This window comes from Enterobacter sp. ECC-219, assembly GCF_043966805.1.
GTDB lineage: Bacteria > Pseudomonadota > Gammaproteobacteria > Enterobacterales > Enterobacteriaceae > Enterobacter > Enterobacter cloacae_N.
Genome location: NZ_CP143680.1, coordinates 3,019,367 through 3,037,386 on the forward strand (window position 1 = coordinate 3,019,367; position 18,020 = coordinate 3,037,386).

Annotated in this window: 17 protein-coding genes; 7 read left to right on the plus strand and 10 right to left on the minus strand. The window is 54.2% G+C overall.

The genetic code is table 11. From position 1 onward, the window contains the following. Window positions 1-67 precede the first annotated feature (67 nt). The gene (locus V1603_RS14295) at window positions 68-2,233 is read left to right on the plus strand and encodes a type I secretion system permease/ATPase (protein ID WP_163329279.1); all 2,166 of its coding nucleotides are present in this window, start codon (window positions 68-70) and stop codon (window positions 2,231-2,233) included. Continuing rightward, on the plus strand, window positions 2,230-3,405 hold the full coding sequence (locus V1603_RS14300) for an HlyD family type I secretion periplasmic adaptor subunit (RefSeq protein ID WP_116340035.1): 1,176 nt from the start codon (window positions 2,230-2,232) through the stop codon (window positions 3,403-3,405). The genes V1603_RS14295 and V1603_RS14300 overlap by 4 nt, the downstream gene beginning before the upstream one ends. Window positions 3,406-3,439: 34 nt before the next feature. Here the strand turns inward: V1603_RS14300 and V1603_RS14305 are convergent, their stop codons facing one another. Beyond that, window positions 3,440-4,324, minus strand: a complete 885-nt coding sequence (locus V1603_RS14305) for a MarR family transcriptional regulator (protein ID WP_116341127.1) — start codon at window positions 4,322-4,324, stop codon at window positions 3,440-3,442. A gap of 280 nt (window positions 4,325-4,604) precedes the next feature. Between V1603_RS14305 and V1603_RS14310 the strand changes: the two genes are divergently transcribed. Further along, window positions 4,605-6,068 carry an EAL domain-containing protein gene (locus V1603_RS14310; protein WP_395312817.1) on the plus strand — a complete coding sequence of 488 codons (1,464 nt, stop codon included), beginning with the start codon at window positions 4,605-4,607 and terminating at the stop codon, window positions 6,066-6,068. Between the two features lie 25 nt (window positions 6,069-6,093). On the opposite strand, the gene V1603_RS14315 is transcribed toward V1603_RS14310, so the two are convergent. The 3 genes from V1603_RS14315 to V1603_RS14325 form a co-directional block, all read right to left on the minus strand. Then, entirely contained in the window at window positions 6,094-6,366 is a 273-nt protein-coding gene (locus V1603_RS14315; protein WP_116340031.1) for a YqjD family protein, read from the minus strand. 119 nt (window positions 6,367-6,485) lie between these two features. Then, the gene (locus V1603_RS14320; protein ID WP_163329285.1) at window positions 6,486-7,154 is read right to left on the minus strand and encodes an epoxyqueuosine reductase QueH; all 669 of its coding nucleotides are present in this window, start codon (window positions 7,152-7,154) and stop codon (window positions 6,486-6,488) included. Window positions 7,155-7,327: 173 nt separating this feature from the next. Beyond that, the gene (locus V1603_RS14325) at window positions 7,328-7,804 is read right to left on the minus strand and encodes a GNAT family N-acetyltransferase (RefSeq protein WP_045260478.1); all 477 of its coding nucleotides are present in this window, start codon (window positions 7,802-7,804) and stop codon (window positions 7,328-7,330) included. Between the two features lie 90 nt (window positions 7,805-7,894). Between V1603_RS14325 and V1603_RS14330 the strand changes: the two genes are divergently transcribed. Further along, a complete protein-coding gene (locus V1603_RS14330) occupies window positions 7,895-8,824 on the plus strand; it encodes a LysR family transcriptional regulator (RefSeq protein ID WP_395312818.1) in 930 nt (309 codons plus the stop codon). A gap of 51 nt (window positions 8,825-8,875) precedes the next feature. On the opposite strand, the gene V1603_RS14335 is transcribed toward V1603_RS14330, so the two are convergent. From V1603_RS14335 to V1603_RS14355, 5 genes are all read right to left on the minus strand, one after another. After that, window positions 8,876-9,742 (minus strand): GyrI-like domain-containing protein, encoded by an 867-nt coding sequence (locus V1603_RS14335; protein ID WP_166711083.1) that lies wholly within the window; start codon window positions 9,740-9,742, stop codon window positions 8,876-8,878. 260 nt (window positions 9,743-10,002) lie between these two features. Continuing rightward, entirely contained in the window at window positions 10,003-10,254 is a 252-nt protein-coding gene (locus V1603_RS14340) for a hypothetical protein (protein WP_116340023.1), read from the minus strand. A 25-nt stretch (window positions 10,255-10,279) separates the two neighbouring features. Continuing rightward, complete coding sequence (locus V1603_RS14345) at window positions 10,280-10,774, minus strand: surface-adhesin E family protein (RefSeq protein WP_233003519.1); 495 nt, start codon at window positions 10,772-10,774, stop codon at window positions 10,280-10,282. After that, entirely contained in the window at window positions 10,771-11,394 is a 624-nt protein-coding gene (locus V1603_RS14350) for a hypothetical protein (protein ID WP_116340022.1), read from the minus strand. The genes V1603_RS14345 and V1603_RS14350 overlap by 4 nt, the downstream gene beginning before the upstream one ends. Window positions 11,395-11,570: 176 nt before the next feature. After that, a complete protein-coding gene (locus tag V1603_RS14355; RefSeq protein ID WP_395312819.1) occupies window positions 11,571-11,957 on the minus strand; it encodes a hypothetical protein in 387 nt (128 codons plus the stop codon). 227 nt (window positions 11,958-12,184) lie between these two features. On the opposite strand from V1603_RS14355, the gene V1603_RS14360 reads away from it, so the two are divergent. The 3 genes from V1603_RS14360 to V1603_RS14370 all read left to right on the plus strand — a co-directional run bounded on the left by V1603_RS14360 (window position 12,185) and on the right by V1603_RS14370 (window position 15,462). Next, window positions 12,185-12,460, plus strand: a complete 276-nt coding sequence (locus tag V1603_RS14360; RefSeq protein ID WP_028013093.1) for a metal/formaldehyde-sensitive transcriptional repressor — start codon at window positions 12,185-12,187, stop codon at window positions 12,458-12,460. A 31-nt stretch (window positions 12,461-12,491) separates the two neighbouring features. Next, a complete protein-coding gene (locus V1603_RS14365; RefSeq protein WP_166711085.1) occupies window positions 12,492-13,610 on the plus strand; it encodes an S-(hydroxymethyl)glutathione dehydrogenase/class III alcohol dehydrogenase in 1,119 nt (372 codons plus the stop codon). A gap of 160 nt (window positions 13,611-13,770) precedes the next feature. After that, the gene (locus tag V1603_RS14370; RefSeq protein WP_395312820.1) at window positions 13,771-15,462 is read left to right on the plus strand and encodes a methyl-accepting chemotaxis protein; all 1,692 of its coding nucleotides are present in this window, start codon (window positions 13,771-13,773) and stop codon (window positions 15,460-15,462) included. A 117-nt stretch (window positions 15,463-15,579) separates the two neighbouring features. On the opposite strand, the gene V1603_RS14375 is transcribed toward V1603_RS14370, so the two are convergent. Then, window positions 15,580-17,961, minus strand: a complete 2,382-nt coding sequence (locus V1603_RS14375) for a glucose/quinate/shikimate family membrane-bound PQQ-dependent dehydrogenase (RefSeq protein ID WP_395312821.1) — start codon at window positions 17,959-17,961, stop codon at window positions 15,580-15,582. Between the last annotated feature and the right edge of the window lie 59 nt (window positions 17,962-18,020).

Sequence of the window (18,020 nt, forward strand, 5' to 3'; positions counted from 1 at the left end):
AATTTTAATCACCCCGTAAAGGTATCATTTCAGGGCGAAATTATCGCCCTGGACAGGACGTAGCATTATGAAGACACATCCACAGTACGAACCCTGGCTGCAGGGCATGCTCATCATCGCGAAGCACTACCGGCTGGACTTTTCCGCGGAGCATGTTCGGGTCACGATTAACCATGAAAGCCAGTCTCCGCGCCAGCTGGTGCTGGAGGAAATGGCGCGCCAGCTTGGGCTGGGGATGCGTGTGGTGGCGGCCGAGGCGGTCTCTCTCGATCCATGGCGCCTGCCGCTTCTGGCGGAATTCACTGGCGGACAAATCGCGGTCATTAACCGCATGGACAACGATGGCAACGTCAGCCTGCAGTTCAGCGGCGACGGCGGGCTGGAGACGACGCTGACGCGTGACGAACTCGGGGCACGGTTAAAGGGGCTGATGGTGTTGCGCCCCCTCGAATCCACGCCGGATGCCCGCGTGGACGACTACATCAAACCGTATGAGAAAAACTGGTTCTGGCAGCTGGCGCTGAAGGACTGGCGACGCTACAGCGACATTATGCTGGTGGCGCTGGTGGCTAACGTGCTGGCGCTCTCCGGCATGGTCTTCTCCATGCAGGTCTATGACAGGGTGGTACCGTCCCAGTCGGAAGCCACGCTGTGGGTGCTGTTTGGCGGCGTGATGATTGCCATCGTGTTCGAATTCATCATGCGCATGCTGCGGGTGCATATTTCTGACGTGGTGGGGAAGCGCGCCGACCTGCGCATCTCTGAACGCGTTTTTGCCCACGCGCTGCGGATTAAAAACGGCGCGCGCTCGAAATCAACCGGATCCTTTATCGCCCAGATCCGCGAGCTGGAGTCGGTGCGCGAGCTGATCACCTCGACCACCATTGCGGCGATTTCCGATCTGCCGTTTTTCCTGCTGTTCGTCTTTATTCTGTGGATGATTGGCGGCCCGCTGGTGCTGGTGGTTCTGCTCGCCGTGCCGCTGCTGCTCATCCCCGGCCTGCTGGTGCAGCGCCCGCTGGGGAAGCTCTCCAGCGAAGGGATGCGCGAATCCGCCATCCGTAACGCCACGCTGGTGGAGGCGGTGCAGGGCATTGAAGACATCAAGCTGATGCGCGCCGAGCAGCGTTTCCAGAACCAGTGGAACAACACCAACGACGTGGCCGCCAGCGTCGGCATGAAGCAGCGCTGGCTGACGGGCCTGCTGCTCACCTGGACGCAGGAGGTGCAGTCCATCGTCTATGCGGTGGTGCTGCTGGTGGGCTGCTACCTGGTCATCAGCGGCGACATGACCACCGGCGCGCTGGTCGGGACCTCGATTCTGGCGTCGCGCACCATCGCGCCGCTGTCGCAGATTTCAGGCGTGCTCTCGCGCTGGCAGTCGGCAAAAGTGGCCCGCAAGGGGCTGGACGACCTGATGCAGCGCCCGATTGACGATCCGCAACACGGCAAGAAGGTGCACAAAGCGCACCTGCGCGGCGACTATGCGCTTGAAGACGTCGGGTTCTATTACGACGAGGAAGAGAAACTTACCGTGCTCAACATCAGCAAGCTGCAGATCCGCGCCGGGGAGCGCGTGGCGGTGCTCGGGCGTAACGGCTCCGGCAAGAGCACGCTGCTGCAGCTTCTTGCTGGCATGCAGGAGCCGCAGCAGGGGAGCATTTTGCTGGACGATATTGCTCTCAATCACCTGGACCCGGCCGACCTGCGTCGCGACATGCAGCTGCTTAGCCAGCAGGCCCGGCTTTTCTTTGGCTCCGTGCGGGACAACATCCTGATGGGGAATCCGCTCGCCACCGACGATGAAATTCATCAGGCGCTGGTCAACAGCGGCGCGCTGGAGTTTGTGCGCAAGCAGAAAATGGGGCTGAACTATATCATCAACGAAGGCGGGGCTGGCCTGTCGGGCGGCCAGCGTCAGGCGCTGCTGCTGGCGCGCGCGCTGATCACTTCCCCTAATATCCTGCTGCTGGATGAGCCTACCGCCTGGCTGGATGAGATGAGCGAGAAGCAGTTTATTCAGCATCTTCACAAATGGCTGGGCAAGCGCCGGACGCTGGTGGTGGCAACCCATCGCCTGCCGATTCTGGACCTGGTCGACCGCATCATCGTGCTGGAAAACGGCAAAGTGGTGATGGACGGCCCGCGCGACGCGATCCTGCATCAGCACGGTATGGCGCCGCAGAAAGCAGCGCAGCGTACTGTTACCATGAAAACGGAGGGCGTGGCATGAACGATTTCTCCCGTTTTAACAGCCGTCTGAAAGAGCCTCGCATGCCGCGATCGTCACTGGTGGCATGGTCGCTGTTCGCCCTGCTGGCGGTGTTTATCGCCTGGGCGAGCTTGTTCCAGCTGGATGAAGTCACGACCGGCAGCGGCAAGGTGATACCGTCTTCCCACGAGCAGGTGATTCAGTCCCTGGAAGGGGGGATTATTCACAGCCTGATGGTGCGCGAAGGTGACATTGTGGAACGCGGTCAGCAGCTGGCACAGCTTGACCGGACCAAAACCGAGTCCAGCGTGCTGGAGAGCGAGTCTCGTCTGAACGCGGCGCTGGCAACGGCTGCGCGTCTGAAGGCCGAAGTCAACGACACGGAGCTCGCGTTTCCAGAGGAGCTGGACGATGACGTTGAGCTGGTTAAACAGGAAACGGCGCTTTATCAGTCCCGTCGCGAGAGCCTTGAAAAAGGGCTGGCCGGCTTACGTCAGGGCGCCGAGCTGGTCCAGCGCGAGCTGTCGCTGACCCGTCCGCTGGTCACCCAGGGGGCGGCCAGCAAGGTTGAGGTGTTACGTCTTGAGCGTCAAAAAAATGAGCTTGAGAACAAAATTACCGAGATGAAAAACCAGTATTACGTCCGCGCCCGCGAAGAGCTGGCGAAAGCCAACGCGGAGATTGAAGCCCAGCGTTCGGTGATGAAAGGGCGTGAGGACTCCCTGACCCGGCTGACCTTCAACGCGCCGGTGCGCGGGATCGTGAAGGATATTGACGTCACGACCGTGGGCGGCGTTATCCCTCCGAACGGCAAGCTGATGAGCCTGGTCCCGCTGGACGATCAGATGGTGGTTGAGGCGAAAATCTCGCCGCGCGATGTTGCGTTTATCCACCCCGGCCAGAAAGCGCTGGTGAAAATTACGGCCTATGACTACTCCATTTACGGCGGGCTGGAGGGCGAGGTGACCATGATTTCACCGGACACGTTGCAGGACGAGGTGAAAAGAGATGTCTACTACTACCGCGTCTACATCCGTACCGACAGTAACCATCTGACCAATAAGCAGGGCAAAGCCTTTCCGGTCTTTCCGGGCATGATTGCTACCGTTGATATCAAAACCGGCAGCAAAACTATCCTGGATTATCTGCTGAAACCGCTGAACAAGGCAAAAGAGGCGCTGCGCGAGAGATAAGGGTTGGCGTTCGGGATACCGAACGCCATCTGCATTATACCGTTGACGTTACGATGTTTGGGTGGCGTCGCTCCTTCGGCACCACGTTAATGTAATGTGTGACGTAGGCGAAATATAATCCGGCATAGTTTTCGACCAGTTCGAAAAACGCCGGATACACCGACAGGCGACCGTCACCGCGATCTTTCAGATAGCCTGCCTCTTGCGCCGATTTGATAATTCGGTTGACGTGGATCCGGGAGACAAAGAATTCTTTCGCGAGCGTGCTGGCGGAATAGTCAATAACTGCGCCATGGGCAGATTTGTTTTTTATGGCCTGCAGGTAAAGATACAGCATAATCATGCGGCCTCCGTCCTTATCTATAAATAACCCTACCTCCGGTAAAACTTTTCTGAACGTTAATCCACGAAAGAGATACTCCGCCGCGCGGCGGAAGAAATTATTTCTCAACGTGTCATTATCCAGCAGGTTTACATCAATATTAAACGTCGGGTAAAGAGTGCTGACGGGCAAAAATGCACCGGACATATAGCGCTTGAGTTCATTCAATCCTTTTTCGGTTGGGGCAATTCTTGTTTTACGCCGATCTTCCGTACAGCGCCAGGTCCTGATGCGCCCCGTGGTCCGAAGTATTGTAATGATCGCAATTACGCTGTTGGGGCTGGCTATTTTATAGCGGGAACATAACTCTTTAATCTCTGAAACAGATTCGGCCTGATTGCCAAATATAAAACAACACATGGAGAGGATAATGTTAAACCGTGATTCCTGAAGCATTGTCTTATAGAACAAAGGTTGTTTTTTGTAGATGGCGTCATTGATTGTGTAGTGCTCTAATATTGCCTCACTAAATCGCGGGTTGCTCTTTATAACATCCCTTCGATGTAGCAAGGCCCTGGATGAGATGTGATTATCCATAGCATTTTTCTCGTATTTGATGAGCCGATAGATGAAGTATCCAGCCTTCTTTTTCGGAATTTTCATTATACCTGAGAAAAAGTGGCTTGCGGTCGTTATTTTAAAAGAAACATATATTTATATCGGTGCGTGGAAAAGGGTGATTAACGCAAAGATGTTCCGGTGCGTGGCGTTGATAACAGTATCTTAACCTGGAGGTGTATTGTAAAATTATTATACACACCGCTGTTGGTTTACATATTCATAATAATAATGGCGCTTTCGTGCCCAGGAGCAGGTTATGACCCATAAAGTTTCTCTCAGGAATGTCGCGAGCAATGAGCAAAGATTTGTCATTTCAACCTGCGGTTTTACGTTTCAGGGGTATCGCCTGCTGCTCAAAAAGTACGGAATAGAGGCTGCGCATATACATTTTGATGGAGATGAGCTATCTCAACTGGACAAGGAAAATATCCTTATTCATCAGAATGCTCACATCGTAGTGTTCCTGGGGAAAGGTACGGTAACTCTGCTGGAGAGCCTGACGCGACTGGCTTCCGTACTCAATGCACTTCCTGTTATTCGTTGTGTAACCCTGTATGGTGATATACCCGACAGCTGGCTCTATCGAACTCTGGGTAGCCTTTTAAATAACAGCTATCAATTATCACTGATTCGTATAGCCAGCGTTTCTGATGTAATAACCTGCTTCCACACCCACAATAATGGTTTTAGAGACCGCTCGCGCTTATTACGCGATTACTATCTGGATTGCTCGTCGCGTGAAAACCTTAAATGGCTGACAAGAAGAGAGGTTGATGTTTTATTAAATTTCTATCGCGGCATGTCCATAAAAGATATGTGCGACAGACTGAGGCTTTCTAATAAAACGGTTTATACCCATCGTAAAGAAGGTTTGCAGAAATTACATTATATTAAACGATGGTTGAATGAACCGCACACATTCAAAGTGGAAAAGCGGACTAAAAGCCAAAGTCAAAGAGTGGACTTCACGGATAAAGAAGCGGAGGTTTTTAATGCGCTGGTAAAAAGGGAAATATTCCCCGCTTATCAAATTATTACCGATTGTGACAAAAAAGGAGTGGGGTTTGAGATACTCATTCGCTGGAATAAAAACGGAAAAATAGTCAAGCCCGCCCGTTTTTTGAATGATATCGATAATTATGAAGTATGGCTAAAAATTACGGCATTGGTGATTCATGCCGCCGTTTCCGGGATTAATAAATATAATGGTAAGTTCTATTTTTCAGTGAATATACCGCCTCGCCTGGCGTCCGGGAATGCACTGCCAGAGATGGCCAGGAAAGCCATCGGCATGCTGCTCAACCCCCAGTGGGCGGAAAAGCTGGTCTTTGAATTCGCGGAAGATATTGATGTTACGAAAGACAAAAATATCCCTGAAACCATGCGCCATCTGCGTAATACGGGGTGCAGACTGTTTCTTGACGACTGCTTCTCAAGCCATCACGCCATGTTCCCCGTCAGGCAGGTGCATTTTGATGGGCTAAAGCTGGACCGGGACATCGTCGATCATTTTGTGGCGAACGACAACGATTATAATCTGATTAAAGCGATACAGATTTACAGCGACATGACCGGAACGGCTTGCATTGCAGAGGGCGTTGACAGTGAAGAGAAATTTGAAAAATTAGTTGAGCTGGGTGTGAAAAACTTTCAGGGATATTATCTTTCGCGCGCCGTGAAAGAGGAGGAGTTAGACCGTATGGTGAGATTGTTCAGCTAAAAAATAAAGCCCCGAAGGGCCTTGATTATTTACGTCCCAGCAACAAGCCAAGCACAATACCGACGGCACCCGCTGCGATGAGACCGGTCAGCGGATTATTTTTGACCGCTTCAGTGACGTCAGAGACGGCATCGCTGGCCTGCGCCGCATATTTTTTCGCAGCGCCTTTTACCTGGTGTTTTGGTGAATCAACAAATTCACCGAACTGCTGCTGGGCTGAACCTGCAAGCTCATCAAATTTATTTTTTGCTTTGTCTTCAGCAAACTGGGTGTTTTTATCAGTACCGAAATCAGACATTTTTGCCTCCTTTTGTTGATAGTTAAAGGATAGCCTCTCTTTGAAAAGATGAGAGGCGTAACGCTAAATTTCGGAGGGGATTGACCTGTTTTCGGATATATCTACACGAGATGAGAGCGTTATTTTTCGTTCTCATCCTGGCCGTAATACAGTTTTCCAATCCGGATAAGCGGGCGGCCCTGTGACTTGCGGTGCAGGTTGCTGTCCCGAAGGGAATACACGCAGCCGCAATATTCCTGCTGGTAAAACTGTTCCCGCTTGCTGATCTCAATCATGCGTGAGGAGCCGCCCTGTTTGCGCCAGTTGTAGTCCCAGTAGACCATCCCCGGATAGCGCGCTGCCGCACGTTGGCCGCAGTCGTTTATCTGCTGCATATTTTTCCAGCGGGAAATCCCCAGCGAACTGCTGATAACGCTAAAACCATTTTCTGCCGCATAAAGCGCGGTGCGCTCGAAACGCATATCAAAGCACATGGTGCAGCGAACGCCGCGCTCGGGTTCCCACTCCATGCCTTTCGCGCGTTCAAACCAGTTATCGGTGTCGTAATCGGCATCGACAAACGGCACGCCGTGTTTTTCCGCAAAACGGATATTCTCCTCCTTGCGGATGAGGTATTCCTTTTGCGGATGGATATTGGGGTTATAGAAGAAAATGGTGTAATCAATACCCGAGGCCTGAATGGCTTCCATTACTTCACCGGAGCAGGGGGCGCAGCAGGAGTGCAGCAGAAGTTTATCAGCGCCGTTGGGCAGGGTGAGTTGCGGGCGGACGAAAGGAGTCGTACTCATGTTGCTATACAATATGTTAATGAAATTTATGGAATTGTAGCACACGTTATTAATCTATTCAGACTGTACTGATGAGCTGAGGGATCCTCATAAATAAACGCAAGCAGCGAACAATCCCCTCGCCCCTTTGGGGAGAGGGTTAGGGTGAGGGGAACATACGGCTCAGGTGGTCATTATTCGGCAAATTTGAGCAGCGCTTCGCCGTCAAGACGGTAGCGCACCCATTCGGACTGCGGCAGCGCGCCAATGCTCAGATAAAAATCGATGGCGGGCTGGTTCCAGTCCAGCACGCTCCATTCAAGGCGGCCACACTGCCGTTTTACCGCGAGCTGCGCGATATGTTTCAGCAGCGCTCTGCCCGCGCCTTTACCGCGATAGTCCGGGGAAATATAGAGGTCTTCCATATAAATACCATTGCGTCCAAGCCAGGTCGAATAGCTGGTGAAGAACACGGCATAGCCGGCGATCCTGCCGTCAAACTCAGCGATCAACGCCTCGGTTTTACTGCCCGCACCAAAGAGGGTTTCCCGGATCTCGTCCGGCGTGGTTACGACCTCTTCGGGCGCTTTTTCATATACCGCCAGCTCATAGATCATGGCGTAAATGGCCGCGGCATCTTCGGGACGGGCCTGACGAAGGGTTATGCTCATTGTTTTTCCTGTTTTTTTGCATGGTTCGCGATTGATGGCGTTAAGCATACGGAGTATTGTCCGAAGAATTAAGTGCAATGAAATCAACAAATGATGAATATTATGCATCCGGCTCTGAGACGTCTTGATTTAAACCTGCTGCCCGTTTTTGACGCCATTTACCGCCACCGTTCCGTTCGCCTCGCAGCCGACGAGCTGGCGATGAGCACCTCGGCGCTAAGCCATGCGCTGTCGCGTCTGCGTACGACCCTTAACGATCCGCTCTTTTTTCGGGAAGGGCATCGTATGTCCCCCAGCGTGTATGCTTCTCAGCTCGCGCCTTCCATTGCTTCCGCATTGTCATTTCTTAATCAGGAGCTTACCCCGCAGCCGGAGTTTGACGCGGCCAGCAGTACCGAAAGCGTACAAATTGGGATTACGGACTTTACCGCGCTGTGCATTTTTCCCGCCCTGATGCACAAGCTGCAGACTGCTGCCCCGGGCTTGCGTTTTGAATTGCGCTATCTGCCGCACAGCCCGGCGCTGACGGAACTGCTGGCGGGTGAAGTGGATCTGGCGCTCGGTTTCAGCACGCCGGATGATATCCGCCATCCGGAACTGGAGGAGATCGGCTGGTTTGAAGATGAGTATGTGGTCATCAGCAACGCGCGCCGGACGCGGCTGACGCTGGAGGATTACCTCGTTGCCCGACACCTGGTGGTGACGCCGTGGAATGAGAAGCAGGGCGTTCTGGATTTACGGCTTGAGCAGCTGGGATATACGCGGCACATTGCGATCAAAACGCCGTCGATGCTGAGCGCACCGTTTATCGTTGCGGAAAGCGACCTGCTGATGGCGATCCCTCGTTTTGCCGCTGAGAAGCTGACGACGGCAGCGGACCTGAGGATTTTTCCTTTACCGTTTTCGATACACACGTTTGAAGTGAAAATATACTCGCATAAACGCAGCGGCCAGCGGGGCGCGACCCGATGGCTTAAGGAGGAGCTGCAAACGCTGGCGCAGGCTGGCAGGGGACTGTAGGCCGGGCAAGCGCTGTGCCGCCCGGCAGAAATGGCGGTCAATAAGGGATAGTCACTTTAACGGCAGGTAGATATCCGTTTGCAGCGCATGTTCTGGCACCTCGTGAATAAAATTGAGGTAATGGAAAAACACCGGGGCATCGCGCAGCGTTTCGCCGCTGGCCGGTAGCCAGTCGCGAAACATTGCCCACACCGTGGCGGAAATGGTATCCAGCGAACCGGTGTGACGGCCAACAGCGTAACGTCCGCCGTCAATTTCACCACTGGAAACGCCAAATTCATTCTCTGGTATCGGTTCCGAGATACTGCCGCAGATATCGAAACGAAAGGCGTCTGCGGGTGTGGTTGCCGGGTCATCCCAGGCAATGCCAAACGTGCTGCTTTCGTGTACTGGCGATAGGCCCGTGCTTTTACGCCAGGCAATAAATTTCGCCGCGCTGTCATTAACCCGATCCGGGCTGCCACGGTGCTGCAGCATTGCCACCTGGGTCTGTGGGAAATCGACAATCTTAACTTCCATCGTTTTTTGCTCCTGAAAGGTCATTTTCGGTACGCGCTGGTGCCAGTTCAGCCAGTCCGGCTGCTGCCGAAACTGACGCGGGCTTTTTCCAAACGCGTTTCTGAAGGCGCGACTGAACGATTCAGGGCTCTGGAACCCGGCATCGAGCGCAATATCAATCACCTTATCCTGAGGATTAAACGCCAGTCGCCAGGAAGCATGACGCAGACGCAGCCACTGGATATAGCGATACAGAGGCTGACCGCTAAATGCCAGAAACTGTCGGTGAAAATGATAAGGCGAACAGCAGGCTAACGCGCTGAGCTTCTCCAGCGTAAGCGGTTCATCGAGATGGTTGGCGATATAGTCGCACACCATCGTGAAGCGCTCGCGGTAGGCCGTTTTGATTGCATCGTTCATTGCATCCTCCTGATGACCCACTTTGCCTCACCGAATGGACATAATCCTGACCGATCTTGCTGACTAGTTTCATCGTTGACAAAGTTTTTTCCTGTGAGGGCCATATTGTTCTGGCTTTAACCCGCGTCATTACGCAGGTGCGGGGAAGGAATCTGGGGCACGAATGCCAGGTTGATCCCCTGGCATTACAATATTTTCGGCGCTATCAACGCTGAATGGACTGAGGGATGAAGTTAAATTTGTCCTCCGAAAAAGGTGGACTATTTGTCAGCGATCAGCCCTAACAACTTACAGTGCTCGTCAATTGCTTCCCATATCATGTCCTGCTCATCACCGTCCCATTCTTCAGCCATCGCAAGCTCTGAGCGGAACTGTTTGAGCCTGATATGGATAGCGGCTATCTCATTGCGACCACATTGCTTTGCCATTTTTATCAATAAGGATTCGGGCGTTTTTTCGTAGGGGGACAGCCCAGCGCGCGCTTTAATGTAGAGTGTTGTTAGTTTGTCCATAGAAGCTTAGGTCGTGAAGGTTCTATCAATCCAGTAACGGTTTGCGACTTTCTTTCGCCGGCTCTGGCTTGAGTTTTTCAACGGGAATACTGCACATGCTTTCAGCTATTATCCCAAAAAGAGAGCCTTTCGGGAAACTTTCCCATTGCCCCACATCCTGTGACACATGTATGACATCGCCTTCCGCGAACGGTTTGGAAAAATAGGTTCGCGCCATAATGGCACGCTCGTTTTTGTCGCAATTAATCACGTCGATTGCCCGGGAACTCGCTACGTAGACGGGAGGATTTTTTATGATGAGTTCCTGCTCGGCGTAGTTATTGATGAAATAAAAGCGGCGCAAGTGGTCGTTACCCTGATAAGTTGAAATCACCCGAAGATCGATATATGAAGTGACTTTTTGATCTTCAAGAATTTTTATGACGCCAGCCGGTGGCTTGGGCGTAGACTGCAGCAGGGGTTTACCTATCCCGGTACAACCTGTCAGCATAAGTAATACCAGCCATGTTAGCTTTTTCATTTCGCACCCCCTGCGGATAAATCAGGTCGTAATGTCGTCAGCATGTCAGGCGTTACATTCCCCTGAACGGTACAGAGCAATAATGTCCCGTCTTTACCTTTGCTGAGCATTAACAGCTTTTCGGTACTTTCTTTTGCCGGAGCAATACCTGACACCGCCTGCGCGTTGTCTTCCCAGTCACTGTTTGGGTTGATTTTAATCATCGTCTGAGAAACATAATCGTCTCCCGCCTTTTTCCAGGATAAACGATCGAGTTTGGACATTACTTCTTCCGGTGACTCTTTGAAAATTAGTCCCCAGTAATAGTACTTACCGTAATTGATTTCATCGAGATTGCTGGTTTGTATATAATATCCCGATACCGTCAGATTTAATTCATGCAGTGGTTGGGTAAACCAGACGTTGCGATTGCCGTCTTCAGGGGCTTTGAACCAGGCCTGCGAATGCTTGTTAAGCGTTAAGGGGGCTAAGCGGCTGAGTTTGGCTCGCTGATGATAAATCTCGCTGAAAAAGGTTGAGTCGCAACGGGTCAAACTTTGTGTCAACGTGCTGGCGTGAACTGCGGGTGAGGCTGCAGCCATACCCGCTATGAGCCCAATGGAGGAGATGAGTTTACGCATGTAATTTCCCTATAATAAAAAAGACCCTGTTTTTATCGGCTCATCAGGATGAGACTTTACGTTTTTTCTTTTACTACATTATCAAGCGTATTGAATGCCTAACCTACAGTCAGTTAATCCTGCTCATCGAGCGTCTAGCGATGGGTTATTGCCTTCGTTTAAAAACCTGCGAAGTTTTAGTATCCATGAAAGAAGTAGCGAATCTTCAGGCCGATAAACTTCAATACAGGCCAGACATAATGCTGAATTAAATATAAGACAGGTGGCACAACTAATGTCGCACCAGTTGCGCAGATTGCGTATGCCGCCGAATCCTTTGCAATTAATTCATAGTTTAGGTTAAGTGTTTCAAGATTAATTGCATTGGCTGTACTCGAACCTACAAATCCAGAACTAAAAACTACCAGGAACACATAAAGTGATGCTGTTATGAGTTTTAAAATTAGCCAAAAAAATTTCACGATGATCACCTGCTGATTGATGTCACCATTTAACACAAAAACGTCCTGCTTAGCTAGTTTATGGTTTGCGTTTTTCTGAATAGTATTCAGATCTTGACACATCCTCATTTTCCCTGACTGTCGCCGGGTATTTAATTCAGGCAGCAGAAAATCATTTTCAGATACCTCTTCGCTTTTTATCTAATATCACGAATAGGGCAGGGAGAATAAGAGTTGCGTACCGAAACTTTTAACATGTTAAGAAACCGGCTAATAACCATATAAAACTTAATGTTTACATAAAGTTGCTTTAAAAGATACAATACCCCCCTATAGTATCAGGAGGGTATATGCCGCACTCACCCGAGGATAAAAAACGTATTCTGACGCGCGTTCGTCGCATTCGGGGCCAGGTTGATGCCCTTGAACGCGCGCTGGAGTCGGGCGACCCCTGTCTGGCCATCCTGCAGCAAATTGCCGCCGTGCGCGGCGCTGCCAATGGTCTGATGGGCGAAATGGTTGAAATTCATCTCAAAGACGAGCTGGTGACGGGAGACACAACGCCGGATCAGCGAGCCGTACGCATGGCGGAAGTCGGCCATTTGCTGCGCTCTTATCTAAAATAAACTCACACACTTCACAATAAGGGACGTCACTATGAAATCTCGCGCTGCTGTCGCATTTGGCCCCGGCCAGCCGCTGAAAATCGTCGAAATCGACGTAGCACCGCCGAAAAAAGGCGAAGTGCTGATCAAAATCACCCATACCGGCGTGTGCCATACCGATGCATTTACCCTGTCCGGTGACGACCCGGAAGGCGTCTTCCCGGCGGTGCTGGGTCATGAAGGCGGCGGGATTGTGGTGGAAGTGGGCGAGGGCGTGACCAGCCTGAAGCCTGGCGATCACGTTATCCCGCTGTATACCGCGGAATGCGGCGAGTGTAAGTTTTGTAAATCCGGCAAAACTAACCTCTGCCAGGCCGTTCGCGCTACCCAGGGGAAAGGGCTGATGCCGGACGGCACCACCCGTTTCTCCTACAACGGTGAGCCAATCTATCACTACATGGGCACCAGCACCTTCAGCGAATACACCGTTTGCGCGGAGATCTCCCTGGCGAAGGTGAACCCTCAGGCGCCGCTGGATAAAGTCTGCCTGCTGGGCTGCGGCGTAACCACTGGCATTGGCGCGGTGCATAACACGGCAAAAGTCAAAGAGGGCGACACCGTGGCGGTTTTTGGTCTTGGCGGCATTGGTCTGGCGGTGATTCAGGGCGCAGTCCAGGCGAAGGCCGGTCGTATCATCGCGGTCGATACCAACCCGGAAAAATTCAAGCTGGCGGGCGAAATGGGCGCGACCGATTTTGTGAACCCGAAAGATCACGAGAAACCGATTCAGGAGGTCATCGTAGAGATGACCGACGGCGGCGTGGACTTCAGCTTCGAGTGTATCGGCAACGTGAACGTGATGCGTTCCGCGCTGGAGTGCTGCCATAAAGGCTGGGGCGAGAGCATCATCATCGGCGTGGCCGGGGCGGGCCAGGAGATCAAAACCCGTCCATTCCAGCTGGTGACAGGACGCGTCTGGCGCGGCTCCGCCTTTGGCGGGGTGAAGGGGCGTACCCAGCTTCCTGGCATGGTGGAGGATGCTATGGTCGGTAAAATTCAGCTCGACCCGTTCATTACCCACCGTTTGCCGCTGGAGCAGATCAACGACGCGTTCGATCTGATGCACGAAGGAAAATCCATCCGCACCGTCATTCATTTCGGCGACAAGTAACTCTTCTGCCAGCGGTTTTTAGCCGCTGGCATTTCTTTAATAATCTTCTCTAAAGTGTGACCAGTGCGGCGTTTTTAGCCGTAATCTAAATCCCCACCGTGCCGATGACTATTTAACACGCATGTTTTTACGCATCTTCCCTACAAGAGAGTCGACGGTCATGGACAACACTACTTCGATGCAGGCGCAGCGCAAGCTGGGCTTCCTGCATCACATCAGGCTGGTTCCGCTGTTTTCCTCCATTCTCGGTGGCATTATTCTGCTGTTTGCCTTGAGCTCAGGGCTGGCGGGGTATTTCCTGCTGCAGGCTGATAACGATCAGCAGGACGTTACATCTGAAATTCAGGTGCGTATGGGGCTGTCGAACAGCTCAAACCATCTGCGAACCGCGCGTATCAATATGATCCACGCCGGGGCGGCAAGCCGTATCGCGGAGATGGAAGCGATGAAGCAGAACATCCGCGAGGCGGAAACGCGAATTAAGCAGTCCCAGGATAGCTTTACCGCCTATATGAATCGTTCCGTGCGTAGCCCGGCGGACGAAGCGCTGGATGCGGACCTGAAGGCACGCTACGATGCCTATATCGGGGGCCTGCAGCCGATGGTCAAATTTGCCAAAAACGGCATGTTCGAGGCGATCATCAACCACGAAAATGAAACCGCCCGCCCGCTGGATGACGCTTACAACGCCGTTCTGCTGAAGGCGATTAAGATCCGTACCGACCGCGCCAATGCGCTGACGGCACAGGCGCACAGCCGCACGCAGCTGGGCCTGATGTTTATGGTGGGGGCGTTTGCGCTGGCGCTGGTGCTGACCGCCATGACCTTCGTTGTGCTGCGCCGCACCGTCATTAATCCGCTGCAGCGTGCAGCGAAACGTATCGAGAATATCGCCAAAGGCGACCTGACGATGCCGGACGACGTGGCCGGACGCAGCGAAATTGGCCGCCTGACGCGCGATCTGCAAACCATGCAGCACTCCCTTGAAACAACGGTCGGCACCGTCCGTCAGGGGGCGGAGGAGATCTACCGGGGTACCAGCGAGATTTCAGCCGGTAACACCGATCTCTCTTCGCGCACCGAGCAGCAGGCCGCGGCCATTGAGCAGACAGCCGCGAGCATGGAGCAACTGACCGCGACGGTGAAGCAGAACGCCGATAACGCGCATCATGCCAGCAAGCTGGCGGAGGATGCCTCCGGAAAAGCCAGCCGCGGCGGCCAGATGGTCTCCGGCGTGGTGAAAACCATGGGCAATATTTCGACCAGTTCGAAGAAAATCTCTGAGATTACCGCGGTGATCAACAGTATTGCCTTCCAGACCAATATCCTGGCGCTTAACGCGGCGGTAGAAGCGGCGCGCGCGGGCGAGCAGGGGCGCGGGTTCGCCGTGGTGGCCAGCGAAGTCCGAACTCTGGCCAGCCGCAGCGCCAACGCCGCAAAAGAGATCGAAAGCCTGATCAACGAATCGGTGTCGCTGATTGACCAGGGTTCCGGTGAGGTCGTTGCCGCAGGCAACACCATGAATGAGATCGTCGAAGCGGTTAAGCGCGTGACCGACATCATGCTGGAAATTGCCGCCGCATCTGACGAGCAGAGCCGCGGTATCGTGCAGGTCAGCCAGGCCATTTCGGAGATGGATAAAGTGACCCAGCAGAACGCCTCGCTGGTGGAAGAAGCCTCCGCGGCGGCGGCGTCGCTGGAAGAACAGGGGGCGCGTCTGACCGAGGCGGTCGGGGCGTTTCGTCTGAGCGGTGCGAAGCCGAACCGCGCGGTGGCGTCAGCGCCAGTGGCGACGAGCGCGCCGTTGCGCCCGGCGGCGACGGTTTCGGGGGATAATTGGGAGACGTTCTGAGCCGTGAGTTTTGTCGGGTGGCGGCTTCGCCTTACCCGACCTACTTGTATTTGTAGGCCCGTGTAAGCGTAGCGCCACCGGGAAAAAAAAGGGACCTTTCGGTCCCTTTTTCATTTGTTACTGCTTATCGGGTAACGCGTACGCGATAACGTAATCACCGCGATCCGGCGACTGGCGGGCGCCCCCGGCGTTAATCACGATGTACTGCTTGCCGGTTTTCGGCGAGACGTAGGTCATCGGGCCGGACTGGCTGCCGACCGGCAGACGGTCCTTCCAGATCTCTTTCCCGGTGGCGGTATCAAACGCGCGCAGGTAGAAATCCTGGGTGCCGGCGAAGAACAGCAGGCCGGACTGGGTTGACAGTGACGCGCCCAGCGTCGGCATACCGATCGGGATTGGCATGTGCATGCGAATGCCCAGAGGGCCGGTATCTTCCACCGTGCCGACAGGGACCTGCCACACCAGCTTGCCGGTTTTCAGGTCAACGGCCGACATGGTGCCGAACGGCGGCTTCTGGCACGGAATGCCCAGCGGCGACAGAAAACGTTCGCGCATCGCGCCGAACGGCGTGCCGTCCATCGGGACAATCCCCATCTCGATGCCGCTGGCGTTTTTCGCCACGTTCGCGCGCGGCACCATGTAGTTTGCCAGACCCAGGCGCATATCGTTGACGAACATCAGGCTGTTGTTCGGGTCAACGGAGACGCTGCCCCAGTTCATTCCGCCGAGCGAGCCGGGGAACTGCAGGGAACGGTCGAGACCCGGCGGGGTGAAGACGCCCTGATGACGCATCTCTTTAAACTGAATGCGGCACAGCAGCAGGTCAACAGGCGTCGCCCCCCACATGTCGGACTCGGTCAGCGTCTGGTTGCCAATCATCGGCATGCCCACGGAATACGGCTGGGTCGGTGAGTAGCGTTCACCTTCAACGTTACCCGCCGGAACGGGACGTTCCTCTACCTTCGCCACCGGCTTGCCGGTTTCGCGGTTAAGCATGAAGATCATGCCCTGCTTGCTGGTCTGGACGAGCACAGGTGTGGTGCCGCCTTTGCCGTCCGGCAGGTCGTACAGCAGGGGCTGGGAAGGCAGGTCAAAGTCCCACAGATCGTGGTGGGTGGTCTGGAAATGCCAGCGGACCTGTCCGGTGGCGGCGTCAACGGCGACGATGGAAGAGCTGTATTTATCGTCCAGCGCGGTGCGCTCACCCGCCCAGAAGTCCGGAGTGGCGTTGCCGGTTGGCAGATAGATCAGGTTTAGCTTAGCGTCGTAAGACATCGCTGACCAGACGTTCGGCGTGCCACGCGTGTAGGTCTGGCCTTCCGGCGGCAGGCCGGTCAGGTTCGGATTACCCGGATCCCACGCCCACGCCAGTTTACCGGTGTGAACGTCGTAGGCGCGCACCACGCCCGGCGGTTCGCCGGTGGAGAAGTTATCCGCGACGCGGCCGCCGACGACAACGACATTGCCGGCCACCAACGGCGTGGAGGTCTGCTGATAATACCCGGGCTTGATCTCGCCCATGCCGACGCTCAGATCAACGGTGCCATGGTCGCCGAAGTCTTCGCAGACCTTGCCGGTATCCGCATTGATGGCAATCAGGCGGGCATCGGTGGTCGGCAGGAACAGACGGCGAGGGCAGGCCGCAGGCGATGTGTCTGTTTGTGACGTTGTCACGATTTCGTGATCTTCAAAATAGCCCAGGCCACGGCAGCGCTGCCAGTTAGGGGCGGTGGCTTTGGAATCATAACGCCATTTCTCTTTACCGGAATCCACGTCCAGCGCCAGTACTTTACTGTACGGGGTACAGACATACAGCGTGTCGCCAACCTGCAGCGGCGTGTTCTGATCTTCCGCGCCGGAGCCGTTGCTTTGCGGAATATCGCCAGTGTGCGCAACCCAGGCAACTTTTAGATCGCTGACGTTTTGCTTGTTGATCTGGTCCAGCGCGGCGAAACGGTCGCCGTGGGTGGTATTGCCCCAGTGCTCCCAGTTCTTTTGCTGCTCACCGGGTGCGACGGGTTTAACCGGAACGGGCTCGTTCGCGGCCACGAGGTTTTGTGGCTTAAACATCCAGCCGAGGCTCACCAGCATCGCCAGCGCGAGCACGGCCGCGACGCCAAAAGCGGGCGCCTTGTTCGCGGCGCTGTGGTTCGCAGCACGCAGGAAAGGCCAGACGATGGCGCAGAGGAAGGCCAGTACGGCAAAGGTGAACAGGCGAGAGAAGAGCGGCCAGAAATCCCAGCCCGCATCGCTTACTGCCCAGAACAGCGAGGCAATAAACGCGATGCCGTAAAGCAGGATCCCGCTGCTGCGATTGAGGAAAATCAGGAGCGCGGCAACGACCATCACCACGCCCATTATCAGGAAGTAAATACTTCCGCCTACGGTGGCGAGCTTAAAGCCCAACCCGCCGACCGCCAGACCGATGAGCATCATCAGTCCGACAAGAAGCCACTGCAGAATACGAGGTACCCCGCGCGGCGCGCTGCCAAATGCCATTTCTGTCTCCTTTAAATCCCCCGCCGTGCTGAGTGTGTACCATTTGGGTAATAAATGCG